This window comes from Mycobacteroides sp. PCS013 (assembly GCF_049532645.1).
Taxonomy (GTDB): Bacteria; Actinomycetota; Actinomycetes; order Mycobacteriales; family Mycobacteriaceae; genus Mycobacterium; species Mycobacterium gwanakae.
The window spans coordinates 41,524-66,288 of record NZ_CP150131.1 but is presented as its reverse complement, the minus strand read 5'-3'; the positions used below and the strand labels follow the sequence as shown (position 1 = coordinate 66,288).

11 protein-coding genes are annotated in these 24,765 nt (G+C 65.0%); 6 read left to right on the top strand and 5 right to left on the bottom strand.

Annotated features, from left to right (window positions below):
• Nucleotides 1-4 precede the first annotated feature (4 nt).
• From RHO23_RS00275 to RHO23_RS00265, 3 genes are all read right to left on the bottom strand, one after another.
• Nucleotides 5-1,381: a DUF2252 domain-containing protein gene (locus RHO23_RS00275; RefSeq protein ID WP_070916616.1), complete on the bottom strand. Its 1,377-nt coding sequence runs from the start codon at nucleotides 1,379-1,381 to the stop codon at nucleotides 5-7.
• 10 nt (nucleotides 1,382-1,391) lie between these two features.
• Entirely contained in the window at nucleotides 1,392-2,639 is a 1,248-nt protein-coding gene (locus RHO23_RS00270) for an MFS transporter (protein WP_234796222.1), read from the bottom strand.
• A gap of 140 nt (nucleotides 2,640-2,779) precedes the next feature.
• Entirely contained in the window at nucleotides 2,780-13,894 is an 11,115-nt protein-coding gene (locus RHO23_RS00265) for an SDR family NAD(P)-dependent oxidoreductase (RefSeq protein ID WP_423488496.1), read from the bottom strand.
• Nucleotides 13,895-14,194: 300 nt separating this feature from the next.
• Here RHO23_RS00265 and RHO23_RS00260 point away from each other — a divergent pair, with 300 nt between their 5' ends.
• Genes RHO23_RS00260 through RHO23_RS00245 form a run of 4 tightly spaced genes read left to right on the top strand, consistent with a single transcriptional unit; the run spans nucleotide 14,195 to nucleotide 21,674 of the window.
• Complete coding sequence (locus RHO23_RS00260; RefSeq protein ID WP_081346273.1) at nucleotides 14,195-15,616, top strand: condensation domain-containing protein; 1,422 nt, start codon at nucleotides 14,195-14,197, stop codon at nucleotides 15,614-15,616.
• Between the two features lie 33 nt (nucleotides 15,617-15,649).
• Nucleotides 15,650-18,670 carry an RND family transporter gene (locus RHO23_RS00255; protein WP_423488495.1) on the top strand — a complete coding sequence of 1,007 codons (3,021 nt, stop codon included), beginning with the start codon at nucleotides 15,650-15,652 and terminating at the stop codon, nucleotides 18,668-18,670.
• Between the two features lie 52 nt (nucleotides 18,671-18,722).
• The gene (pe, locus tag RHO23_RS00250; RefSeq protein ID WP_030094354.1) at nucleotides 18,723-19,889 is read left to right on the top strand and encodes an acyltransferase PE; all 1,167 of its coding nucleotides are present in this window, start codon (nucleotides 18,723-18,725) and stop codon (nucleotides 19,887-19,889) included.
• A gap of 15 nt (nucleotides 19,890-19,904) precedes the next feature.
• Nucleotides 19,905-21,674 carry an AMP-binding protein gene (locus tag RHO23_RS00245; protein ID WP_423488494.1) on the top strand — a complete coding sequence of 590 codons (1,770 nt, stop codon included), beginning with the start codon at nucleotides 19,905-19,907 and terminating at the stop codon, nucleotides 21,672-21,674.
• A gap of 24 nt (nucleotides 21,675-21,698) precedes the next feature.
• Here the strand turns inward: RHO23_RS00245 and RHO23_RS00240 are convergent, their stop codons facing one another.
• Together RHO23_RS00240 and pdxH are read right to left on the bottom strand one after the other, a co-directional pair.
• Nucleotides 21,699-22,352 (bottom strand): GAP family protein, encoded by a 654-nt coding sequence (locus RHO23_RS00240; RefSeq protein WP_423488493.1) that lies wholly within the window; start codon nucleotides 22,350-22,352, stop codon nucleotides 21,699-21,701.
• A gap of 3 nt (nucleotides 22,353-22,355) precedes the next feature.
• Nucleotides 22,356-23,003 carry a pyridoxamine 5'-phosphate oxidase gene (gene pdxH / locus RHO23_RS00235; RefSeq protein WP_030094351.1) on the bottom strand — a complete coding sequence of 216 codons (648 nt, stop codon included), beginning with the start codon at nucleotides 23,001-23,003 and terminating at the stop codon, nucleotides 22,356-22,358.
• Nucleotides 23,004-23,113: 110 nt separating this feature from the next.
• On the opposite strand from pdxH, the gene RHO23_RS00230 reads away from it, so the two are divergent.
• The gene (locus tag RHO23_RS00230) at nucleotides 23,114-24,250 is read left to right on the top strand and encodes a citrate synthase 2 (protein ID WP_030094350.1); all 1,137 of its coding nucleotides are present in this window, start codon (nucleotides 23,114-23,116) and stop codon (nucleotides 24,248-24,250) included.
• A gap of 46 nt (nucleotides 24,251-24,296) precedes the next feature.
• Nucleotides 24,297-24,764 (top strand): VOC family protein, encoded by a 468-nt coding sequence (locus tag RHO23_RS00225; protein WP_046252628.1) that lies wholly within the window; start codon nucleotides 24,297-24,299, stop codon nucleotides 24,762-24,764.
• Nucleotide 24,765 lies beyond the last annotated feature (1 nt).

The window sequence follows — 24,765 nt, the reverse complement described above, 5'->3', positions numbered from 1 at the left end:
GACATCAGGAGCTCGGCAGCCACTGCTCCGCAGAAGCATCGAGCAGCCGCTGGTGATCCGCACGATTGACGCGCACGTAGGCATCGGCGAAGTCAGCGAAGGCCGCATCAGCCGTATTCGGATCGGCCCCCGCGCCGAGGTAGCCCGCGATCACCCCGGGTACACCCGATTGGGCGTGGGCACGCGCCAACGCCATCGCACACAGAGACCCGTACAGCGCCAGGTCGTTGGGATCCGTGAGACTGGCGATCTCCACCGATCCCTTCATATCGCGGAACTGCCGCACGTAGAAGCTGCCGCGACGCGTCGAGGACACGTAACCGAGGAAGGGATCACCGCTGGCCTGCATGATCCGCTGGCCCGCCACCACCCGGCGCCCATGATCCAGCCGTAACTCCTGCGGAAAATACGGCTCGATCACCGAGGCCGAAGCCTCCTTCATCTGCAGGAACAGCGGCGACCCATCGGCGTCGGTGAGCAGGGCGAGATAGCAACGGGTGCCCACACTTCCGACACCGACCACCCGCACCACGGCGTCCTCGAACTGATGGCATGCCAGCAGTGCTACGACGTCCTCGGGCACCGAACCGAAGTACTCCTCCACCATCGCGGCGGCTTCGGAGAAACCCACCTCCGGGACCCGGACCGCAATGTCCTGCTGCTCCACGATTCGGTAATGACCGTCGACGGTGGTCGCCGTCAGCTTCTTCAACGCACGATGCGAGGTGTTGCGGGAGGCCTTCGAGACCGTTTCGGTTGCCAGCTTGGACGCGCTCTTGGACAGTCGCGAGACCAGATCCAGCACCTCGAGCGCGGTCGTCTTGAGATAGAACCGCTCCAGGGCAGACAGCTGCGCCAATTCGCGCATCCGGGTGCGGTAGGCGGCGGCGGTCTTGGTGGCGCTGGCGCGCACCGCGTCGTCTGACATCCCGAATTCCTGGCCGAGAATCGCCACACTCGTGACCAGTCGTTTGACATCCCATTCCCACGGACCGATCGCGGTCTCGTCGAAATCGTTGACGTCGAACAGCAGCGCACGCTCACGCGAGGCGAAGAGCCCGAAGTTGGAAAGGTGTGCGTCACCGCAGATCTGAATCGGTACCCCGGTGGTTGCCGTGCCGGCAAGATCGGAGGCCATGACCGCGGCCGCCCCACGATAGAACGCGAACGGCGATTCCGACATGCGCTCGCGGCGCACCGGAACCAGCGACGGGATCCTGGACGTGTTCTGCGCGGCGAGCACCGCGATCGGATCCCGGTGCGGTTGATCGGGAAGTTCCGCGAGGCGTCGCCGCGGCATCTGGTCACGCAGCCCGCGGCCCAGAGCAAGCTGCTTGTCCCGGGGAAGTCGCCGCAAGTCCACTGGCGTCAGAGCGTCCATGGGGTGAAACCTACTGGGGCTGCACCTTGTCCTGGTCAGCCTCGCTCGCATCCTCCGCTGTGATCTCGTCCGACGTCCGGAACCGCACGAACACCGGAACGAGGAGCGCGGCAACGATCACCCCCACCACCACAAGCGCACCACCGCCGGCGGCGGCCGCCGTCGTACCCACGACCGCGGCGGCCGCACCGTGCGTGAAGTCGGCAACCCGCGGCCCTCCGGCCACCACCACCGTGAACACACCCTGCAAGCGGCCGCGCACATCGTCCGTCGCCACCGATTGCAGGATCGTTGTCCGGAAAGCCGCCGACACCATGTCGGCGATGCCGCCGATCACGAGGAACACCAGCGACAGCCACAGCAGCGGCGCGTGCGCGGTGAGCCCGAAACCCACCATCGCCAGCCCCCACACCACGATGCTGACCACCACCGCCAGACCCTGGCGGTCGATCCGATGGAACCAGCCGGAGAACACCCCGCCGATCACCGCACCCACCGATATCGCCGCCGACAGCAGCGCGATCACGGTGCCGCCGTCGGCTGGATCACCGAACCCCTCGTGGGCAATCTGCGGGAACAGGATGCGCGGCATCCCGAAGATCATGGCGATGAGGTCCACCACGAAAGACATCAGGACGATCTTGTGCCCGGCCAGATAGCGGAAACCCTCGAGGACGTCACGAAGGCCAGAAGTGTTGGCTTGCAGATCTTTTGATGCACTACTCGGCGGCATCCTGTGCAGCCGGACTGTCGCCCAGATCGGCGCCAAACACGCGATGGCGTCAATCAGATACAAGGTGGACAGATCCACCCACTTCAGCAGCACCCCGGCCAGCAGCGGCCCCGCGATGAACCCGAACTGCTGGACCGTCATGTTCAGCGCGTTGGCGGCCGGCAGCTGATCGAGCGGAAGCATCCGTGGAATCGCCGCGGCGCGCGTCGGTGAATTCACCGCGAAGAAGGCCTGCTGTACCGAGAGCAGGCACAGCACCACCCACACGTTGTCGACGGATAACGCGGCCTGCAGCCACAACAGCACCGAAGAAACACCCAGCCCGATGGCCGTAATGATCAGCAGGGTCCGTCGGTCCATCCGGTCCGCCAGCGCGCCGCCCCACAGTCCGAACACCACCAACGGCACCAAACCGAAAACGCCCGTCAGTCCCACGTACGCCGAACTGTGGGTAAGCGCATAGATCTGAACCGGGACCGCGAACAGCGTGAGCCCAGCGCCGATGACCGTGACGACCCCGGCCAGCCACAGACGCCGGAAATCGGCGTTGCGCAGAGGAGTGATGTCCGCAAAAAATCGACTCAGACCGCACCCGCTCCACTAGTCACCGGCCAACAGATACCGTAGCCGTCCAGGCTGGCTAACTTACCTGGACGGCTACGGGTTCACCGCGCCGGCTCGGATACTTCGTCAGATGGCGCGAGCACCGTGTCCGGCTCTGACTCGGACTGCGCTGGCTCCGCCGCGGGTTGTGCTTCCTGCGATTCGGATTCCGCATCCGGCAATTGCGCCACCAGGTACTCACCGAGCCCACCGATGGTCGGGTAGTCGAACACCGCCGTCGCGTTGATGGTGAACTTGCCGCCGAACTGGCTGTGCAGCCGGTTACGCAGCTCGATCGCCATCAGCGAATCCGTACCGAGGTCCAAGAACCGGCTCGTCGCGGCCGGCGGCTGCGCCAGGCGCAGGAAGTTCTGCACCTCGCGCTGCAGGAACTCGGTCACGAAACCAGCCCGCTGCGGCACCGGTATCTCCATCAGTTGCTTGAGCAACTCGCTGTCACCGGTCACCTCGCCCACGGCACTCGGCAACACGAGGTCCAGGATCGGCGGACGCGAACTGCCCAGCACCTTCGCCGCACGCTGCCAGTTGGCCTTGATGACGGTGGCCTGGCCCGTGCCGTTGGCAATGACCTCGGCCAGAGCCGCGAGTGCCGCCGAGGGATCCAGCGGAATCAAGCCCTGCGCACTGATGTTCGCGGTCGCCGCCTCCGAGGAGGCCATACCTCCCTGCCCCCAGGGCCCAAAGTTGACGCCGGTGGCGGGCAGACCCTGCGACCTGCGCCGCGCGATCAGACCGTCGAGCCACGCATTGGCCGTCGCGTAGTTGGACTGACCAGGCGAACCGAACAAGCTCGACACCGAGGAGGACACGATGAAGAAGTCCAGGTCCTCGTCCTTCGTCAGCCTGTCAAGGTAATCGGCACCGAACGCCTTGGGCGCCAAGGTGGTCCGGAACCGCTCCACGCTCTGCTGACCCAGCAGGGCGTCATCGAGCACGCCTGCCAGATGCGCGATGCCGCCGAGCGGGGGCAGCTCCGCCCGAATCCGCTCCAGCAGCTTCACAACCTCGGACTCCTCGCCGACATCGGCGGTGAAGACGTGGATGCGGGCCTTGGAGCGCTCGCTGATCTCCTCGATCAACCTTTGCGCGTCCACATCTGGAGCACGGCGGCTGGTCAGCACGATGTCGCCGGCACCGAGCTGAGCCAGATACGACGCGGTGTGCAGGCCGATCGCGCCCAGTCCACCAGTGATCAGATAGGTCCGATCCTGCTGTGGTGCCAGTGGATTCGGCATCTGGCACACGATCTTGCCGATATGGCGGGCCTGCTGCATGCGGCGGAACGCCGTCCTGGCCTCCGTCAGCGGGTAGATCTCGGCGGGCAGTGGTGTCCACTCCCCCTTGGCCAAACCGTCCGAAACCTCCGTCAGCAAGCCCCGAATACGTTCGGGCTCTTGGAACATCACCGTGTCCAGCGCGACGATCTCGTAGGCGATATCTGGGCGGGCCTCGGCCATCTGCTCCGAAGTCCAGATATCACGCTTGGCGATCTCGGCGAAACGGCCGTTCTTGGCGGTGGCCCGCACGGTCGCCTCGACAAACCCTTCGCTGGTGAGGCTGTTGAGCACCACGTCAACGCCGTGCCCATCGGTGTCGGCGAGGATCTGGTCGGCGAAATCGGTTGTACGCGAGTCATACACATACTTCACGCCGAGCTTGCGCACGGTCGCCCGCTTGAAGGTGCTCGCTGTGGCATAAACCTCGGCACCGCACTGTTGCGCCATTTGTATCGCAGCCAATCCCACACCACCACTGGCCGCGTGGATGAGCACACGATCGCCGGGCTTCAGCTGCGCCCAGTCGAAGGCGAGCCGAACCGTCAGCGCCGCAGCGGGAATCGTGGCGGCCTCGACCGCACTAATCCCGTCCGGAATCGGCGCCAGGAACTGAGCCGGTGCGTTGAACCGGCTGGCGAAGGCACCCTGCATGGAGCCATAGACCCGCTGACCCACCGCGACCTCGGTAACACCCTCACCCAATTGCGTGACGACACCGGCGAAGTCACCGCCAATCGGGCCCGGGTCACCCGGGTACAGACCCAGCACGTTGAGCACGTCACGGAAGTTGAGACCGGCGGCCTCCACCCGCACCTGCACGTAGCCCTCGTCCGGCGCCTCGACCTCCTTCTCGGTGATCCGCAGGTTGTCGATGGCACCCCGTTCGGTGGGCAACAGGGCGTAGTCGCTCCCGCGCGGCACCGTGAGATTGCCGCTGCGTGACCACGGCAACAACCGCGAGGCGAGCAGCTTGCCCTGCCGCACAGCAATTTCGGGCTCCTCGACCGGCGTAACCAATAGATTCGCCAGCGCCTGTACAGCCTCGGGTGAGCCGTCACCATCAACGAGCTTGGCGCGCAGCGCCGGTTCCTCGTTGATGGTGGTGCGCCCGAATCCCCACAGGGAGGCCTGCACCGGATCAACCGGCTCGCCCGACTCGGTGGCCACGGCGCGCTCGGTGACGATCCAGAGACCGTCGGGAAGTTTCACGCCATTTTGTGCGCCGTTCTGCACCGTATGCACAGCACTGAGCAGGTTGGCGATCTCGGTCTCCAGACGCGCGATCTCATCGGTGCTCGACTCCTGCGCACCCGGTGCGGCGGCACGCCAGACGACACCGGAGAACGGCACGCCGCGCTCCTTGGCCTCTGCCAGCACCTGTCCGAGAAGTTCCGGATTACTCGTCCGATCGAACGGGATGCAGCCCGGCACCCTGGCGGCCAGCTCGTCGAACCCTGCGATCAGCCAGGTACCGCTTGCCGTCGCGGTGCCGTCCTCCGCGGCGGCTGGCACCGGAACCTCGTGCCAGCCAAGGGTGTACAGCAGACGGGTGGCATCGCCGCCCAGCCCACGCAGCAATGCCTCGCGCGGCGCACGTTTCACCGTGAACTCGCGAATCCCACCGAGGTGACGTCCATCGCGATCGAGGTAATCGAGATCGAAGACCTGGGTCTCGCTGTCCAGCGCGCTCTCATGCCACCGGGCCCGGCAGTAGAAGCGCCGTGGCATCTTTTCCTTCAATGTCACCTGGCCGTACCGCAAGGGCAGGAACAGGTCGTTGATGCCCTGCTCAGCCGCGAGCAGGGCCGGGAACGCCGGGAAGGCCACACCGGTGCACAGATCCATCAGCACCGGGTGCATCGGCTCGGTACCGAGCTGTTCTGCGAGTTCCTCACCGACGAGGACGTCGCCGATGGCCTCACCCTGACCAAGCCAGAGTGACTTCAGAGAGCCGGACCAGGTTGGGCCCCAGGACAGTTCCAGATCAGCGAAGGTTTCGAACAGCTCGTTCGGACGCATGCGCTCCATCCGCTCTATGGCCGCGTCAACCGGCTCGGCCTCCGAGGACTGGCCGGCCGCATCGTCGGCGCTGTCATCGATACCCGGCACGACGGTGCCTTCGGCGTTCAGTGACCAGTCAACATCGCGTTCGCCATAGGGACGGCTGTGAACCTGGAACTTCGACCCACTGCCATCCTCCAGGGGATGCAGCGTCAGCTGCACCTCACGAGAGCTCTTCTCCGGCAAAATAATCGGCTCGTAGAAGAACACATCCTTGGCCCGTGCCGGAGTGCCGACGGCCGCCAGGGCCATCGCGGCATACGTTGCGCCGGGTACGACGACGGTGCCGTAGATAACGTGGTCGGACAGCCAGGGCTGCGACCTGACCGACAACCGGCTGATGTAGACAGAATCGCCGGAGGCCAGGTCCTCACCTCGACCCAGGATGCCCGCGGACAAGCCGCCCCCGCCTTCGATGGCGGCGCCGGACGACTTCGGCCAGAAGCGGCGGCGCTGGAAGGGATAGGTCGGCAGTTCCAGCGTGTTACGCGGGTGGCGCCGCAGCGCGGCGAAATTGGGCCGATGACCGCCGACGTACGCCGCGGCCAGCGCCTCGGCGATCTGGCGTCGGTCGCCAACACCCTTGCGCAGCGAGACAATCGCCCGCGGAGCGGCCAAGTGCTCCGGCCAGACCTGCACCGCGGCGCCGGTCAGCACCGGCTGCGGGCCAATCTCCATCAGCACCGAGCAACCCAGCGCGGCCACGGTGCGCACACTCTCGGCGAACTGCACCGGCTGACGGGAATGCCGTCGCCAGTACTGGGCGTCGATCGGGGTCTGTGCCGTCAGCACCGCACCCGTGCGGTTGCACACCAGCGGCAACGTGGGAGTCGCGAACTGTACTTGCGCTGCGTACGACTCGAATTCGTCGAGGACGGGGTCCAGCAGCTCGGAATGGAACGCATGGCTGGTCTCCAGCCAGGTGCACCGGATTCCCTCCTCCTCGAAGCGCGCGACCGCCTGTTCCACATCCTCGCCCGGACCCGACAGCACGGTGTTCGGTCCGTTGTAGGCGCCCACCGACACACGCGGAAAATCACTCGCGATCTGTTCGACATGCTTGGCGTCGCTGAAGACGGCCACCATGCGCCCGCCCGCGGGCAGACTTCCGAAGAGCCTGCCGCGCTCGGCGATCAGTCGCGCACCGTCCTCCAGACTGAACACTCCGGCGACGCATGCGGCCGCGTACTGGCCAACACTGTGGCCCAGCACCACGTCGGGCTCAATGCCCCACGACTGCCACAGCCGGGCCAGACCCATCTCTACGGCGAAGATGGCCGGCTGCGCGAATGACGTGTGCCGCAGCACCTTCCCGGCTTCTCCGCCCGTTTCGCGATCGGTGGCGAACATCACCTCCAGCAAGGGGCGCTCGACGATGTCCTTGACGGCTTCCGCGCAGCGTGTGACGGTCTCGGCGAAAACCGGCTCTGCGTCGAACAACTCACGCGCCATACCGGGATATTGACTGCCCTGTCCGGTGAACAGCCAGGCCGTTGTCGGATGGTTCGTGTGTTCGCCACGAACCACACCGGGGCGCAGCCGGTTCTGAACCAACTCGGCCAGCCCCTCGCGCGCGGACTCCACCGAGTCCACGACGAGAGCGGCACGATGTTCGAAGTGCGACCGCCCACTCCCCGCGGTGAGGCAGACATCCTCGATGTCGACCTCTGGATGGGCGCTCAACCAGGACTCATAACGCTGCGCCACCGCGGCCAGCGCCTCCGGCGACCTGGCGGACAACGGGAGGACGTTCACCTTGTCGCCCTGAACTTCTGGTGTAGCGGCGGTGCCGTCGGGGCCACCTTCATCCGTCACCACTGCCCGTCGCGGTGCCTCCTCGATGAGCACGTGGGCATTGGTGCCGGTGAATCCGAACGAGCTCACCCCGGCGCGCCGTGGCCGACCGTTGGGCTCCCATGGAATGGCCTTGTCCACCACCCGAACTGGCAGCGACTCCCACGGGATGTGCGGGGACGGCTTTTCGAAGTGCAGACTCTGCGGCAGCACCCCGTTTTGGAGCGAGAGCACCACCTTGATGAGACCTGCTGCACCGGAAGCCGATTCGGTGTGGCCGATGTTGGATTTGACCGAGCCCATCAGCAGCGGCCGGTCTGCCTCGCGCGAGCCACCGTAGGCCGCAGCCGCCGCCTGCACCTCGATCGGATCACCCAGCGGGGTGCCCGTTCCATGCGCCTCAAGGTAATCGACGTCCCCGCCCGCCAGACCGGCACGCGCAAGGACCGTTCCGATGAGTCGTTGCTGCGCCCCTCCGTTGGGAACGGTCAGTCCGCTGGATGCGCCGTCCTGGTTCACCGCGCTACCCGGAATCACGGCCAGGACCCGGTCCCCGTCGCGCTCCGCATCGCTCAATCTCTTGAGCACAAGAATCCCGCAGCCTTCACTGCGCACATAGCCGTCGGCGGACGCATCGAACGTCTTGCAGCGACCGACCGGTGAAAGCATCCTGGCGCGCGAGGCGGCAATGACTGTCACCGGGCTCAACAGAACGTTCACACCACCGGCAACCGCCAGATCGCAATCACCGGAGTGCAGGGCCTGCACGGCCTGGTGGACCGCCACCAACGCCGAGCTGCACGCGGTGTCCACTGCCACCGCGGGTCCCTCGAATCCCAGCGCGAACGCAACACGTCCCGATATCGCGTTGAGCGCGTTACCGGTGATGAAGTAGGGCTCAATCTTGTCGATCGATTCCGACGACAGCAGGTGCGCGTACTCGTTGGCACCTACGCCCGCGAAGATGCCGGTTCGGCTGCCGCGCAACGCGGCCGGCGAGTATCCGGCGCGTTCCAAGCCCTCCCATACCGTTTCGAGCATCAGTCGCTGCTGCGGCTCGATCCAGACGGCCTCACGCGGGGAAATGCCGAAGAACTCGGGATCGAATCCATCGATACCGTCCAGGAATCCGCCGAAGCGTGTGTACGTCTTGCCGGCGGTCTCCGGATCCGGGTCATAGAACTCGTCGATGTCGAAGCGGTCCTCGGGCACCTCACGAATCGCGTCGACGCCTCCGGAAAGCACCTCCCAGAAGGCCTCCGGATCCGGCGCGCCGGGGAATCGGCATGACACCGAGACGATCGCGATCGGCTCGTCGGTGCGATCCGTGACAGCCGATACCTGTTGTGACGCCGGCTTGGCTTGTTCGCTGAGGCCCAGCACCTCGCCGAGCAGATAGTCGGCAACATCGGAAATACGCGGATGATCCATCACCAGGGTGACCGGAATCTCCTTGCCCACACCCTGTTCCATGCGTTGGCGCAGTTCGACGGCCATCAGGGAATCCATGCCGAGATCGAAGAACCCCGCGTCCTCACGGATCTCCGAGACGTCCACGCGCGTCACCTCGGCCACCGCATCGCGCAGGTAGTCCGTCAGAAGCTTCTTGCGCTGCTGTACCGGAGCGCCCGCAAGCCGTTCGACCAGCTGCGTCGTACCCGACTGGGCGACACCCTGAGATGTGGCCAGATGCGAGGGCACCTCACGCTCCAGCTCCGCCAGGAATGCTCGCCTCCCGGCCTGCTGGTAGAGCGGTAGGAAACGGGCCCAGTCGATGCGGGCGACGACGCCCTGCGCCCCACCGTTCGATTGGGAAGCCGCCACCACATCCGCCAAGCCGGCCAGCGCATCGGACGGGGACAACGTCTTGATTCCACGTTGTTCCAGTCGCGCCCGGGATTCCGCGTCGGCCATGCCTGCCGTCCACGGACCGAAGTTGACACTGGTCCCCGCGACGCCCTGTTCACGCAGACGCCAGGCAAGTCCATCGACGAAGGCATTGGCCGCGCTGTACGCGGTCTGGCCAAAGCCACCCCACACCGAGGCGATGGAGGAGGTGCTGATGAAGAAGTCGAGCTTCAGATCGGCCGCCGCTTCGCTCAGATGCCAGGCGCCCCAGACCTTGCCGGCGAAGACACGATCTACCTCGGTGTCGTCGAGATCACTGAGCGGGGTGGTGCCGATCTCCCCCGCGGCATGGACGATGCCCGCCAGCGGCGGCAACTCGGCCTGCACGCCTGCCAGCAGGCGTGCCACGTCATGTGCGTCCGCGACATCGGCGGTGACCACCCGGACCTCGCAGCCGTGCTGCGCACCCAGTGCGTCGATGCGCTGCTGTGCCGCCTCGTTCGGTTCGCGCCGACTGGTCAGCACCAGATTCTTGGCGCCGCACGCGGCCAGGTACCCGGCGATCTCCAGCCCGATCGAACCCAACCCGCCGGTGACCAAGTAGGTTCCGTTGTCGCGGATTTCCAGCGGAGTACCGCTGGGCAGATTCTCCCGCCGCACGAGCCGGGGAACGTAGACCGACTGATCGCGCAATGCGATCTGGTCCTCCCTGGCTGCGGCATCGCTCGATGCGGAAGCTCGGCTGATGAACTGTGACCATTCGGCAGCACTGGCATCGGCCAGATCAGCAAGTCCACCCCACACTTGTGGAAGCTCAAGGGCTGCCGCACGGCCGAATCCCCACAGGGCACTCTGTTCTGGCGCCACGGTGTCGGTATCGGTGATTCGCTGGGCGCCACGGGTTATCACCCAGATGGGTGCCCGCAGTTCAGCAGCCGCTGCCGCGCGGAAGAGCCGTCGCGTTCCGCCCAGTATCTGGTGTTGTATCCGCAGCAACGACCGCGCCGAGGAGGTACCGCCATCGAGGGCCGCGACATGCACGATGCGGAGCGCGGAATCGCCTGATACCGCGGAACGGAACGCGTCGGCAAGCTGCTGCTCGTCGGGGTCGGACGTCGGCAACCCGAGAACCCGGTACTGCTGTCCACGTGCGGTGAGCGCATCAACCAGCGGCGCGGCCGCACCGGTTACATCTCCGACGAGAAGCCAGGTGGTAGCCGTGCTGGTATCCGCACCCGCGAGCGGCGTGGGCGACTTGTCCCACCGGAACTGGTAGCGAGCATCCGCGATCGTCTGCGTGGTGCGTTGCTGGTTATGTTGTGCCGCAAGCTTTGTGAGGACAGCCAGAGTCTGCTGGTCGCCGCTTGTACCACCAAGCAGGTTCGCGAGTTCCTCGATCTTTCCGTCCTCGAGCAGACGGACGGCCTCGGTGCGCGGCCCGGAAGCCGGCTGTTGCTGGTTCGTGGCCTCGCGGTTGTCGGCGTTTCGCTTATCACTGAACCAGTACTGGCGATGCTCGAACGGATAGGTGGGCAGGTCGAGCTTTCGCGCGTGGCCGTGCCGGAACGCACCGAAATCGGGCAGGTGCCCCAGGACGTACGCGTCGGCAGCGGCTTCGGTGATCTGCCTGTGGTCCGCGGTGTTTCGACGCAAGGAGGCGATCGCCCGCGGCGCGGTGGCCGGGTCGGGCCAGGCGCGGAGCGCGGCGGCGGTGAGTACCGGTTGTGGGCCGATCTCGAACAGCACCTTGCAATTCATGTCGGCGAGGGTGCGCACGCTCTTGGCGAACTCCACCGGTTGGCGTGCGTGCCTGCGCCAGTACGCACCGTCCAGTTTCACGCTTCTGCCCAGCGCGGTGCCCGTGCGGTTGTCGATCAGGATGCGTTGTGGTGTCTTGTAATTGAACCTGCCGGCATACGCCTCGAACTCGTCGAGGATCGGGTCGAGCAAGGCCGAGTGGAACGCATGACTGGTCTCCAGGAAGTCACACCGAATGCCCTCGGCGACCAGCCCCGCCACCGCCTTTTCCAGATCCTGTGCAGGACCTGACAATACGGTGTTGGCACCGTTGTAAGCGGCAACCGACAGACTGGGGAAATCGTCAGTCAGGCTCTCCACTCGCTCGGCGGCGGCGAATATCGCTGCCATCCGCCCGCCGGCGGGCAAGCTGCCGAACAAGCGGCCGCGCTCGGCCATCAGCGCAGCGCCGTCCTCGAGGCTGAACACGCCCGCGACGCAGGCTGCCGCGTACTGGCCAACGCTGTGACCCAGCACCACATCCGGCTCGAAGCCCCACGATTGCCAGAGCCGAGCCAAGCCCATCTCCACTGCGAACAAGGCGGGCTGTGCATAGGCGGTCTGCCGCAGCGTCGCCTCGGCATCTGGACCGTCTACATCGAAAATGACATCCAATAACGGCTTTTCGAGAACATCGGCCACCACCGCCGCGCAACGCTTCAGCGTCTCGGCGAACACCGGCTCGGTGTCGAACAGCTCACGGGCCATGCCCGGGTACTGGCTGCCCTGGCCGGTGAACAGCCACGCTGTCTTGGGCGTGTCATGGGATTCTCCACGCCCCAGGCCCGGGGCAGGGCGGTCATCGGCGACGGCGCCGAGCAGCTCCACGGCGGCTTCACGGGAATTGACCACCAGCGCGGCGCGGTGCTCCAAATGTGCGCGCCCCACTCCGGCGGTGAAGCACAGGTCCGCCAACGTAGCCTCGGGGTGCCCGTTCAGCCAGCTGCGGTATTGATCGGCGATCTGCACCAACGCGGCGGGTGTGCGCGCCGACAGCGGCAGAATGCTGAACCGGTCCCCCGTCGACTCCGGCTCTTCGGCCGTTTCGATCTCGGCCGCTACCGGAGCCTCTTCGAGAATGACGTGAGCATTGGTTCCGGCGAACCCGAACGAGCTAACTCCCGCAATACGTGGGCGCCCGTTGCGCTCCCACGCGGTGGCCTCCTTGACGACCTCCACCGGGAGCCTGTCCCAGGGGATGTGCGGCGACGGATTCTGAAAGTTGCGGTGCTGCGGCAACAATTCGTTCTCGAGTGACAGCACGACCTTGATGACGCCCGCGATACCCGCGGCCGCCTCCAGATGTCCGATGTTCGTCTTCGCTGAGCCGATCAACAACGGATCGTTCGCCGCACGGCCGATGCCGTAGGCCGCGCCAGCGGCCTGGGCCTCAATCGGATCGCCCAGCGATGTTCCGGTGCCGTGCGCCTCCAGATATCCGACGTCACTCGGCACGACACCGGCACGCTTGAGCGCATCGGCGATAACACGCTGCTGAGCAACGCCATTGGGCACCGTCAACCCGCCCGATGCACCGTCCTGGTTAATCGCACTGCCCCTGATCACGGCCCGGATGCGATCACCGTCGCGGATCGCATCCTCAAGGCGCTTGATGACGATGACGCCGGATCCCTCACCACGCACGTAGCCGTCCGCGGCCGCGTCGAATGTCTTGCACTTGCCGTCGGGCGCCAGCATGTGCGCATGCGAGAACGTGATCATTGTGGCCGGGGTCAGCAGGACATTCGCACCGCCGGCCAGCGCGAGATCGCACTCTCCGAGTTGAAGTGCTTGGCACGCTTGATGAATTGCTACCAATGACGAGCTGCACGCCGTATCGACGGCAACCGAGGGTCCCTGCAACCCCAGCCGGTAGCTGATGCGGCCGGCGGCCGCGGCATTGGAGGTGCCGATGGCCATGTAGGCCTCGATCTCCGGAAAAGTCAGCTCATCGGACGCCATTCCCAGGTAGTCATGGGTGGCCAAACCAACGAACACGCCGGCGTTGGTCTCGGCCAAATCCGTTGGGGCGATTCCGGAATGCTCCACTGCACGCCATGCCATCTCCAGCAACAGTCGGTGCTGCGGATCCATCAGCCTGACCTCGCGCGTCGACATACCGAAGAACGGCGCGTCAAACCCCGTCACGTCATCGACGAAGCCGGCACGACGGGTTACGACCTTGCCGGGAGCTCCGGGTTCAGAGTCAAAGAATTCATCGGCATCCCACCGGTCAGCGGGTACCTCCGATATCGCGTCACGGCCTTCACGCAGCACGTCCCAGAACTCGTCCGCGTTGGCGGCACCGGGAAAACGCGCTGCATATCCGATGATTGCAAAACGTGGGGCGGGATTGATCGGATGGTCAGCGGATTCCATGCTGTGGCCTCCTTGCGTCGGCGGGTGGGGAGAGTGGCCCTCGACATCGTCGGACCAAGAATGTGACTCTGGACATCGGCGGGTGCGAACGCGACTCTAGCCGAACAAGTATCGTGCGCACTGTTGTTCCCAAACTTCGTGGTAACTAGGACAGTAAGTTCTAGTTATTCCCGGTATGCCATGTGGCGCATGGGGTTTCCGGGTCTTGGCCGACCGCGCGTTGTGCGGTCAAACCGAGGGTATGTTGGGCCACCGACGAGAGATGCCGGAGCGGGGCCGGCCGAGCGAGAGGACGGCGCTTTGCGCATTGGCACGATAACTGTTGGCGCACTTGACGAATGGACGTTGAGCCCCGGCTCCGTCACCTCGTGGCACCCCACCCCAGCCGCGGCCGAGAACGCCCGGCAAGCACCTGTGAGTTTGGTGCCAGTCAGCTACATGCAGAGCCAACATCTGCGAAATTACTACGAACGGAACGAAGCTGGCCTAAACTTCTCGCGCCAAATAATCGCCAGCTGCGATGTCGCGGGCCAGTGCGACATCGCCGCGATGGACCATGCCCTCAACGCATACCTGCGTAGGCATGACACCTTCCGCAGCTGGTTCGAGCGCGCCGAGGACGGGACGTTCGTACGGCACTCCATCAGCGATCCAAGCGAAATCGAGTTCGCGCCTGTAACACAAGGGCATATGACGGTCGATGAGATACGCAGCCACGTCATCGACATACCGAGCCCACTGGAATGGGGATGCTTCACCTTTGGAATCATCCAGAGCGAGAACCACTTCACGTTCTTCGCTGCCATGGACCACGTGCATGGTGATGCGACGTTGATTGGCACCACCATGATGGAAGCCAACGGAATGTACTCCGCGCTGAGCGGAGGCGGGCAGGCCCTCACGCTTCCCGATGCCGGCAGCTTCGACGACTTCTGTACTCGCGAGCGCGAGTTCACATCGGCATTAACCCTGGATTCGCCCGGGGTACGCGCGTGGATCGACTTTGCCGAGAACAACAATGGGACGTTTCCCGAGTTCCCGCTTCCACTGGGCAACCCGGCCGAAGCGACCACCAGCACCATGACCTCCCTGTCGCTGATGAGCCCGGAGCAGACGGACCGATTCGAGTCCGCCTGCTCGACTGCCGGCTCACGGTTCGTCGGTGGTCTCTTCGCCTGCCTCGGCCTGGTCGAGCACGAATTCACCGGGGCGGTCACCTATTACGGTCTGACTCCGAGGGATTCACGCACAGCTAGCGACAATTTCATGACGCAAGGCTGGTTTACCGGCCTGATCCCGATCACCGTTCCGATCGCGGCAACCTCTTTCAACGATGCGGCGTACGCCGCACAGACCGCCTTCGATTCGAGTCTGGACATGTCCCGGGTGCCGTACTACCGGGTCCTGGAATTGGCGCCGTGGCTGAAGTGGCCGGAACCGAACTTTCCGGTGTCGAACTTCTTCCACGGTGGCGCCGCTCCGCTCAACGCCATCCTCGCGGCGGGCGAGCTGGGGCTTGCCGACAACATCGGCATCTATCCGGACGGCCGATTCTCCTACCAGTTGACCATCTACATATTCCGGTACGGGGAAGGGACAGCGATGGCGATCATGCATCCCGATAACCCGATCGCCGAGAAGTCGGCGCTGCGCTACATGGAGGCCATGAAGTCGGTGTGCGGGCGAGTCGCGGACAGCGGTCACTGGGGACGCGTCGCGTAGCTTGAGCGACATCAGAATGAGGGTGAGGAAGATATGCGGCGGCTAGCCGATCTCGTGGTGCGATGGCCATGGGCGGTGATAGGCGCCTGGGTGGCGCTGGCCATCGCCCTGCCGCTGACCTTCCCCTCACTGACCGAAATGGCGGAGAAGCATCCGCTCGCCATTTTGCCGGCCGATGCTCCGTCGAGCGTGGCCGCCAAGAAGATGACCGAGGCGTTTCACGAATCGAGCAATGACGACCTGCTCCTGGTCGTGTTCATCAACGAGAACGGACTGGGACCCGAGGATGCCACGACCTACCGCAAGGTGGTGGATGCGGTACGACACGACCTGACCAGCGTCGTGTCGGTCCAGGACTTCATCGGCACACCCGAGCTGCGAAAGTTCCTGACGAGTCAGGACAACAAAACCTGGATCCTGCCGATCGGCCTTGCGGGCGAGTTGGGTACGCCCAAGGCCTTCGACTCGTACAACCGGGTGACCGGCCTCATCCAGCGCAGCGCCCAGGGCAGTCCGACGACCGTGCACATCACCGGTCCGGCGGCCACGGTCGCCGACCTCACCGTCGCAGGACAACAGGACCGGCTACCGATCGAACTCGCGATCGCCATCTTGGTGCTCGCGGTGCTGCTGCTGGTCTATCGCAGCGCACTGACGATGATGCTTCCACTGGTGACAATCGGGTCCTCGCTGGTGATCGCGCAGTCCGTGGTGGCGGCCTACTCGCAGCTGACCGGGGCCGGCGTCTCAAACCAGTCCATCGTGTTCCTCAGCGCGATCCTGGCCGGCGCGGGCACCGACTATGCGGTCTTCCTCATCAGTCGCTATCACGACTATCTGCGGGCGGGTAAGACCTACGACCAGGCGGTCCGCGCCGCGATGATGTCGATCGGAAAGGTGATCACCGCGTCCGCCACGACGGTGGGTATCACCTTCTTGCTCTTGAGCTTTGCCAAGATGGGCGTCTTCCAGACGGTCGGAGTGTCGTCGGCCATCGGGATCGGTGTCGCGTACCTGTCCGGAATGACCCTGCTGCCCGCAATCCTGGTACTAGCCGGACCACGCGGCTGGGTCAGGCCGCGGCGCGAACTCACTGCGCAGTTCTGGCGGCGGTCCGGCATACGTATCGTTCGTCGTCCGATTCCACATCTGGTGGCCAGTGTGGTGGTCCTGGCCCTGCTGGGGAGCTGCGCCCTGCTGGCGCGCTACAACTACGACGACCGCAAGGCCGTGTCGCCGTCGGCACCCAGTTCGGTCGGGTACACCGCGCTGGAACGGCACTTCCCGCTCAGCCAGTCCATTCCCGAATACATCCTCATCCAGTCGCCGCGTGACCTGCGCACCCCACAGGCTCTCGCCGATTTGGAACAGATGGCGTCCCGCATCGCTCAGCTCCCCGACGTCGGCCTGGTCAGCGGCGTCACCCGCCCGCTCGGCGAGGTGCCACCCGAGTTCAGAGCCACCTATCAGGCAGGGCTCGTCGGCACCCGGCTGGCCGACGGCTCCAACCAGATCAGCCAGCGCAGCAGCGACCTCAACCGGCTCACCGCCGGCGCCAACACCTTGGCCGGCAGCCTCGGCGACCTGCGCACCCAGCTCAACAAGATCGTCCCCGGTCTGCAGAGCCTGCTCGACGCGTCCAACTCGCTGAAGACCAAATCGGGCGGCGACGAACTGGTGCGGAATGTGGACAACGCCGCCAAGCTCGTCGATGCCATCAACGCGCTTGCCAATGACATGGGATGGAACTTCTCCGCCGCAAAGGACATGTTCGCGTGGATCAACCCGGTGCTGAACGCATTACAGGCCAACCCGGTCTGCGATGCCGATGTCTCTTGCGCCACCACCCGCGGCCAGTTCGAGCGACTCGTCGGCGAACGCAACAGCGGACGCCTCGACGAAATCAATCAGCTCGCTCATCAGCTCGGGAATTCACCGGGCAACAAAGCAACACTTTCCGCGACGGTAACCAAGCTCAACGCCTCGCTCATGAGCGTCATGAACGGGCTGCAGGCCATGGGCCTGGACAAGCCCGGCGGTCCGCAAGCCGGACTCAACCAGCTGCGGCAGGGGGCCGACCGCCTGGCCGGCGGTAGCCAGCAGGTGGCCGGCGGTGTGGATCAGCTCGTCGGGCAGATCAAGGTGATCGTCAACGGACTCAACCAGGCGTCGGCCTTCCTGCTGACAATGAAGACCAATGCCGCGGACCCGTCGCAAGCGGGATTCAACATTCCCGCCGAAGTGCTGAACAATCCGGACTTCCAAAGAGCGGCCAAGGCGTTCATCTCACCGGACGGCCATTCCGTGCGGTACCTCGTTCAGACGAAGCTCAACCCGTTCAGCCCCGAGGCGATGGACCAGGTCAACCAAATCAGCGATGTCGCCAAGGGTGCTCAGCCCAACACCACGCTGGCCGATGCCACGATTTCGATGGGCGGGTTTCCGACTGCCCTGCGCGACACGCGCGACTACTACCAGCACGACATCCAGTTCATCATCGCGGCGACACTCATCGTCGTGCTGCTGACACTGATGGTGTTGCTGCGGGCGATCGTGGCGCCCCTGTATCTCGTCGGGTCGGTGGTGCTGTCGTATTTCGCGGCCATCGGTATCGGGGTGCTCACGTTCCAATTCCTGCTCGGCCAGCAGTTGCATTGGACGGTGCCGCCTTTGGCCTTCGTTGTGCTGGTCGCGGTGGGCGCCGACTACAACATGCTCTTCGTGTCACGAATGCGGGACGAGTCGACAAACAGTGTGCGCTACGGGATCATCCGCGCCCTGAATTCCACAGGTGGCGTGATCACCGCGGCCGGGTTGATCTTCGCTGCGTCGGTCGGTGGCCTGCTGTTCTCTAGCATTGGAATCGTGGTCCAGGGCGGCTTCGTGATCGGCGTGGGAATTCTGTTGGACACCTTCGTCGTCCGGACCATCACCGTGCCCGCCATCGCGGCGTTGGTGGGCTGGGCCAACTGGTGGCCGTCACGGGTCAGCAAGCGCCAAAGACCATCGGTGGCGTCACCGCCACCCGCAGCACCCGCGACGCAGGCGGGCTAGCACCAGAAATGTATGTGACACTGAAAATGAAGCCGAGCGGTCAGGAGCACGGATGAAAGACCTCCTCGCAGGAGCGGCCCTGCTGGTAGTCGCCAGCATGACAGGCTGTTTTGGCATCCCGTCCGCTGTTGCCGATGACCCACAGGTGCCCGGACCGCCTATCCCCCGAATCGCGGCAGACGGGACGGCGATGGCCGCGCCGGTATCGCCGGATCGGACCGCATATGCCCTGGGCGGTGCGCACGTGCTCGGCATCCCCTACGACGAGTACATCCGGATGACCGGCAAGGACTGGTTCCCGGGCATGAAGCGGGAAAACATCTGGTACCCCGCTGGGCAGGTCCAGGGTCACACCCTGGAGCGCCTGTTCCCCGGCATCGGTCCGGTCGGGGAGAAGATCATGCCCGGCCTGGGTCTGGACGGCCCCAGCATCGGCGAGTCGATCGACGTCGGCGAACCCAACCTCGAAAACGCCATTCGCACAGGCGGTCCCGGCACCGCGATGGGTCTATCCGAGGGAGCGCTCGTACTCAACGCCGTTAAGTCAGCGCTGGCAAGCGATCCGACCGCGCCGGCGCCGGACTCACTGACGTTCGCGACGTTCGGCGATCCGGTCGCGCGGCACCCGTTCGGTGAGAGCTTCCTGACGCAGAACTTCGCACCCGGATCGGTGGTGCCGTTCATGGACTACACCGTGCCGGCTCCGGTCGAAAGCCAGTACCACACCGACCAATTCATCTCCGCGTACGACAGCATCGCGGACTGGCCGGACCGGCCGGACAACCTGTTTGCGGTTGCCAATGCCATCGCGGGTCTGGCCACCGGCCATACGGCGATTGCCTTCACCAATCCGAAAATGGTTCCGCCGCAGAACATCCGGACGGAAGTTAACTCCCGGGGAGGAACGACAACGACGTACTTCATCCCCGAACAGCACCTTCCTCTGGTGCTGGGTTTCAAATACCTCGGAGTTCCCGAGGAGACGCTGAACAGGCTCGACGCAATACTGCAGCCTCGAGTGGATGCGGGCTACTCCCGTAACGATGACCCGGCGACGGCGCCGATCGCGGTGGACCCGGTGCGCGGTTTTGACCCCGCCAAGGTCACGGCGCCGGCCTCACAAGCGACATTCGGCGGCGGTGCCGATCCGCTTTCACAGATCACCAGCGGCGCTCTCGCCGTGCTGGGCAACGGCACACGCTCAGCCCCTCCCAATTAGTACGGACGTGACACCATGACACCTTCAACCCAGTCATCCATCCTGTCGATGCTGCACGGCCGGGCGAGCCTGCGCCCGGATGACATCGCGTTCACCTTTACCGACTACAGCCACAGCCCAACGGGCGTCGCCGAAAGCCTCACCTGGTCACAGTTGTCGCGTCGTACCTTCAACGTGGCTCGCGAACTCAGCCAGCACGCGGCAGCCGGCGACAGGGCGCTCATCCTGGCTCCACAAAGCCTCGAGTACATCCTGGCCTTCCTGGGGTCCATGCAAGCCGGGCTGATCGCCGTGCCGCTCCCGCTGCCACACCGCGGTTCGAGCCTTGACCGAGTGAGTGCCGTCTTCGATGACACCTCGCCCTCGGTGGTTCTCACGACCTCGGCGGTTGCCTCAGATGTGGGCGACTATGTCGACCAGTCGCGCCTCGAGATCGCCCCCAAGATCATCGAGATCGACACGCTGCGGCTCGACATCGACGGCGGGCCGAGCACCGTTCCGGCCGACGTACCGGACATCGCGTACCTGCAGTACAGCTCGGGTTCGACCCGAACACCCACCGGCGTCGTACTGTCCCACCGCAATCTTCAGTCGAATTTCGAGCAGTTGATGCGCAGCTTCTTCGTGGACACCGGTTCCAGGATTCCGGCGGATGCCACCATCGTGTCCTGGCTGCCCTTCTATCACGACATGGGTCTGGTGCTGGGTGTCTGCGCCCCGATCCTGGGCGGCTACCACGCCGACTTGACCAGCCCGATCGCATTCTTGGAAAGCCCTTCGCGGTGGGTGCGAGCACTGGCCAAGAACCCACACGCGTGGTCCTCGGCACCCAACTTCGCTTTTGATTTGGCGGCCCGCAAGACGACCGATGCCGACCTGGCCGGGCTCGATCTAGGCGGAGTTCTCGGCATCATCAGCGGCGCCGAACGCGTCGAGCAGGCCACCTTGCGGCGCTTCGTCGATCGGTTCGCGCACTTCAACTTCCAGGACCACATGATGCGCCCCTCCTATGGGCTGGCGGAGGCCACCGTCTTCGTGGCCTCGGGCACCTGGAGCGAGACCGAGCCTGCCGCTCATTTCGACGTCGAGGAGCTGTCCGCGGGCCGCGTGCGGCGCTGCCCGGCCGGGACCGGCACGGCGCTGGTCAAATACCATGTGCCGCAATCCCCCACGGTGCGGATCATCGACAGTGACACACACCGGGAGTGCGCACCGGAGGTGGTCGGCGAGATCTGGGTGCACGGCGAGAATGTCGCCTCCGGCTACTGGCGCAAGTCACTCGAGGAGCAGCGGTGCTTCGGCGCGAAGGTGACCGAGCCGTCGCCCGGCACTCCGGAAGGCCCCTGGCTGAGAACCGGTGACCTCGGGTTCATCTCCGACGGCGAGCTGTTCATCGTCGGCCGCATCAAGGACCTGCTGATCATCCGCGGGCGTAACTACTACCCCGAGGACATCGAGGCGACGGTTCAAGAGATCACGCGCGGTCGAGTCGCGGCGATATCGGTTCCGTTCGACAGCACCGAGAAGCTGGTGACCGTCATCGAGCTCAAGAAGCGCGCAGATTCTGACGGCTCGGTGGCGCACTGGCTCCATGAGATCAAGAGCGAGGTCACCTCGGCGATAGCCAACGCGCACGGTGTGAATGTCGGAGACCTTGTGCTCGTGCCAGCCGGGTCACTTCCCACCACGACGAGCGGCAAAATCCGGCGCGCGGCCTGCGTCGAGCAGTATCTCCAGGACGAGTTCACCCGACTGGACTCGGACACTCGCGTCGGGGTTTCCTGACCCCGACGCGACTGGCGAATGCCGTCAGATCGCGGCTAACCCGACGGTGAGCAGCACACATCCGACTACGGCCAGCACCAGCGCGATGTTGCGGCGACGGTTGGACTGTATCCAGCTGTTGAGCCTCGCCATCACCTCAGCCGTGCGCTCCGGCGCCACAACATGAGCCAATAGCGGAACCTCGATCAGCGCGAAGGCGATGATGTTGAACATCAGCAGGGCGGTGACCTGCGTGGCCGCCGGGGTGCCCGAGGCCACGATCACGGCCAGCGCGGCCAGAAAATCGACCGAGGGCAGGGCGATTCCCAGCCCGGCAACCAATGCCACCCACAGCGATCCGCCCGTCGCGATGGACTGAATACGCCCGGTGACCTTGTCCAACTGCGCATTTGACGACGGACCCCGCACCCGCGACGCCAGTAACGCGGCAACGAGCAGTGCCGCCACCCCGATGCCGATCTGCACCCGCGGCAACGTGAACTGCGCCGATCCAGTCGACACGTGCCGGAAAGTGAACAGCACCACGAGCCCCACGGTCGTCCCCATGACGAACCCACCACACAGAAACGCCAGCAGCTGCAGCTGGGGGCGCGGCCGATTCAGCATCAGCACGGTCATGCCCAGCCGGAACGGTTCGAAGCTGACGGCAAGGGCCATCACCAGCAATGTGATCCACATATGTCAGGGCTGCAGCCGCTCAATCCGCCCGTCTTGCAAGACAATCCGGTTGTGTACGCGGTTCTCACGGCCCTGCCAGAACTCCACCGTCTCCGGAGCGATCACGTAGCCACCCCACTGCGGGGGCACCGGCACCGTCTCCACATCGGCGAACCGGGCAGTGACGTCATCAAGCTGAGCCAACAGTGCCGCTCGCGATTCGATGGGCGCCGACTGCTGTGAGGCCCAGGCCCCCAGCTGCGATCCGCGCGGACGGTTGGTCCAGTAGTTGGCGGTCTGGGCCGGATCGACCTTGGTCACCGCGCCACGCACGTGGACCTGCCGCCCCAGCGCGTACCAGGGAAAGGTGACGCTCGCGTAGGGCGCTTGCTGGAGTTGGCGCCCCTTGGCGGAGTCATAGTTTGAGAAGAACGTCACACCCGCGGAGTCGAACCCCTTGCACAGCACCGTGCGCGTCACGGGCCGGCCGCCATCGACAGTGGCAAGCACCATCGCATTCGGTTCGGGGATACCCGAGGACACCGCAAGGTCAAACCATTTGCGCAACAAGGGAAGCCAGCCTTCGGCCAGCCAATCGACATCCAGATCGCCACTGCCGTCCTTTTCTCCGGGACGGTAGTCCGAGCGCAGCCATTCGGTCACGAAAATCACGCTACAGGCGAGCGTCTAAGAGAGATCAAGGTGACTAAGAATCACCCTTATTTGCAGGTGCAAGAATCGCCTTTACCGAGTTGTTACCCACAGGTAGGGAGTCGAGAATCATGACGGTTGCAGCGCCGCTACCAGCGGATTTCGCACCTGGACTGGAGGGCGTGACGGCCTTCGCCACCGAAATCGCCGAGCCCGATAAGGACGGCGGAGCCCTGCGCTACCGCGGTGTCGACATCGAGGATCTGGTCACCCAGCGGGTGACCTTCGGTGACGTATGGGCACTGTTGGTCGACGGTAAGTTCGGCCAGGGCCTCCCACCGGCCGAGCCCTTCCCCATCCCGGTTCACACCGGTGACGTCCGCGTGGACGTGCAGGCCGGGCTGGCCATGCTCGCTCCCATCTGGGGCTTTGAGCCGCTGCTGGACACCGAGGAATCCGTCGCGCGAAATCAGCTGGCCCGCGCCTCGGTGATGGCGCTTTCGTACGTCGCCCAGTCCGCACGAGGCAACGCCGAACCCGCCGTACCCCAACGCCTGATCGATGAATGCTCCACCGTGACAGAACGTTTCATGACCCGCTGGCAGGGCGATCCCGATCCCAAGCACGTCGAGGCCATCGACGCCTATTGGGTGTCAGCCGCCGAACACGGTATGAACGCCTCAACCTTCACCGCCCGGGTCATCGCCTCCACCGGCGCCGATGTGGCGGCCGCCCTCTCCGGTGCGGTGGGCGCGATGAGCGGTCCGCTGCACGGCGGCGCACCCGCCCGCGTACTGCCCATGATCGAGCAGGCGGAAAAGACCGGCGACGCTCGCGGCGTCATCAAGGGCATCCTGGATCGCCGCGAGAAGCTCATGGGCTTCGGCCACCGGGTGTACCGGGCCGAGGATCCGCGGGCGCGCGTGCTGCGCAGCACCGCCAAGCGCCTCGACGCCGCTCGCTACGAGGTGGCCGCCGCCGTTGAGCAGGCCGCCCTCACCGAGCTGCGCGAACGTCGTCCCGACCGTGTCATCGAGACCAATGTCGAGTTCTGGGCAGCGGTCATACTCGACTTCGCGCAGGTGCCGACCCGCATGATGCCGGCGATGTTCACCTGTGCCCGCACCGCGGGCTGGAGCGCGCACATCCTGGAGCAGAAGCGTCTCGACAAGCTGGTGCGACCGGCCGCACTGTATGTCGGGCCCGGGCCGCGTCCGATCGAGTCCGTGGAAGGGTTCGGGCTGCTGCGCTCTCGGGTAGACGCATAACCTGAACTTCTGGCGTCACTACGCGTGAGGTGGTTGGGTGGGGCCTATGACCCCTCCCGACCTCCCCCCAGTAGAACCCTCCGTCTCTCCCTACATCATCGTCGAGGATTCGCGCGCGGCGATCGAGTTCTATAAGAAGGCCTTTGGTGCCGAAGAGCTCGGACTACTGGAGACTCCCGACGGCAAGGTGATGCACGCCGCCGTCAAGATCAACGGCACGACCATCATGATGAATGACGATTTTCCCGAGTACAACGACGGCAAATCCAGCACGCCTACCGCCCTCGGCGGCACCCCGGTCACCATCCACCTCACGGTGCCCAATGTCGACGACTGGTTCAGCCGTGCCGTCGACGCCGGAGCGAGCATCGAGATGCCACTCGAAGACCAGTTCTGGGGCGACCGCTTCGGCGTCATCAAGGACCCGTTCGGGCACCTGTGGTCATTGGGCCAACCGGTGAAGATCGTCAACCCCGAAGACCTCAAGAAGTACGTCGCCGGTGGCGGCGAGTAGG

Excerpts from the sequence above, each read along its gene's own strand:
- RHO23_RS00255 (WP_423488495.1), top strand. The coding sequence starts at position 15,650 with ATGCGGCGGCTAGCCGATCTCGTGGTGCGATGGCCATGGGCGGTGATA.
- RHO23_RS00230 (WP_030094350.1), top strand. The coding sequence starts at position 23,114 with ATGACGGTTGCAGCGCCGCTACCAGCGGATTTCGCACCTGGACTGGAG.
- RHO23_RS00240 (WP_423488493.1), bottom strand. The coding sequence starts at position 22,352 with ATGTGGATCACATTGCTGGTGATGGCCCTTGCCGTCAGCTTCGAACCG.
- RHO23_RS00245 (WP_423488494.1), top strand. The coding sequence starts at position 19,905 with ATGACACCTTCAACCCAGTCATCCATCCTGTCGATGCTGCACGGCCGG.
- RHO23_RS00265 (WP_423488496.1), bottom strand. The coding sequence starts at position 13,894 with ATGGAATCCGCTGACCATCCGATCAATCCCGCCCCACGTTTTGCAATC.
- RHO23_RS00225 (WP_046252628.1), top strand. The coding sequence starts at position 24,297 with ATGACCCCTCCCGACCTCCCCCCAGTAGAACCCTCCGTCTCTCCCTAC.
- pe (WP_030094354.1), top strand. The coding sequence starts at position 18,723 with ATGAAAGACCTCCTCGCAGGAGCGGCCCTGCTGGTAGTCGCCAGCATG.
- RHO23_RS00275 (WP_070916616.1), bottom strand. The coding sequence starts at position 1,381 with ATGGACGCTCTGACGCCAGTGGACTTGCGGCGACTTCCCCGGGACAAG.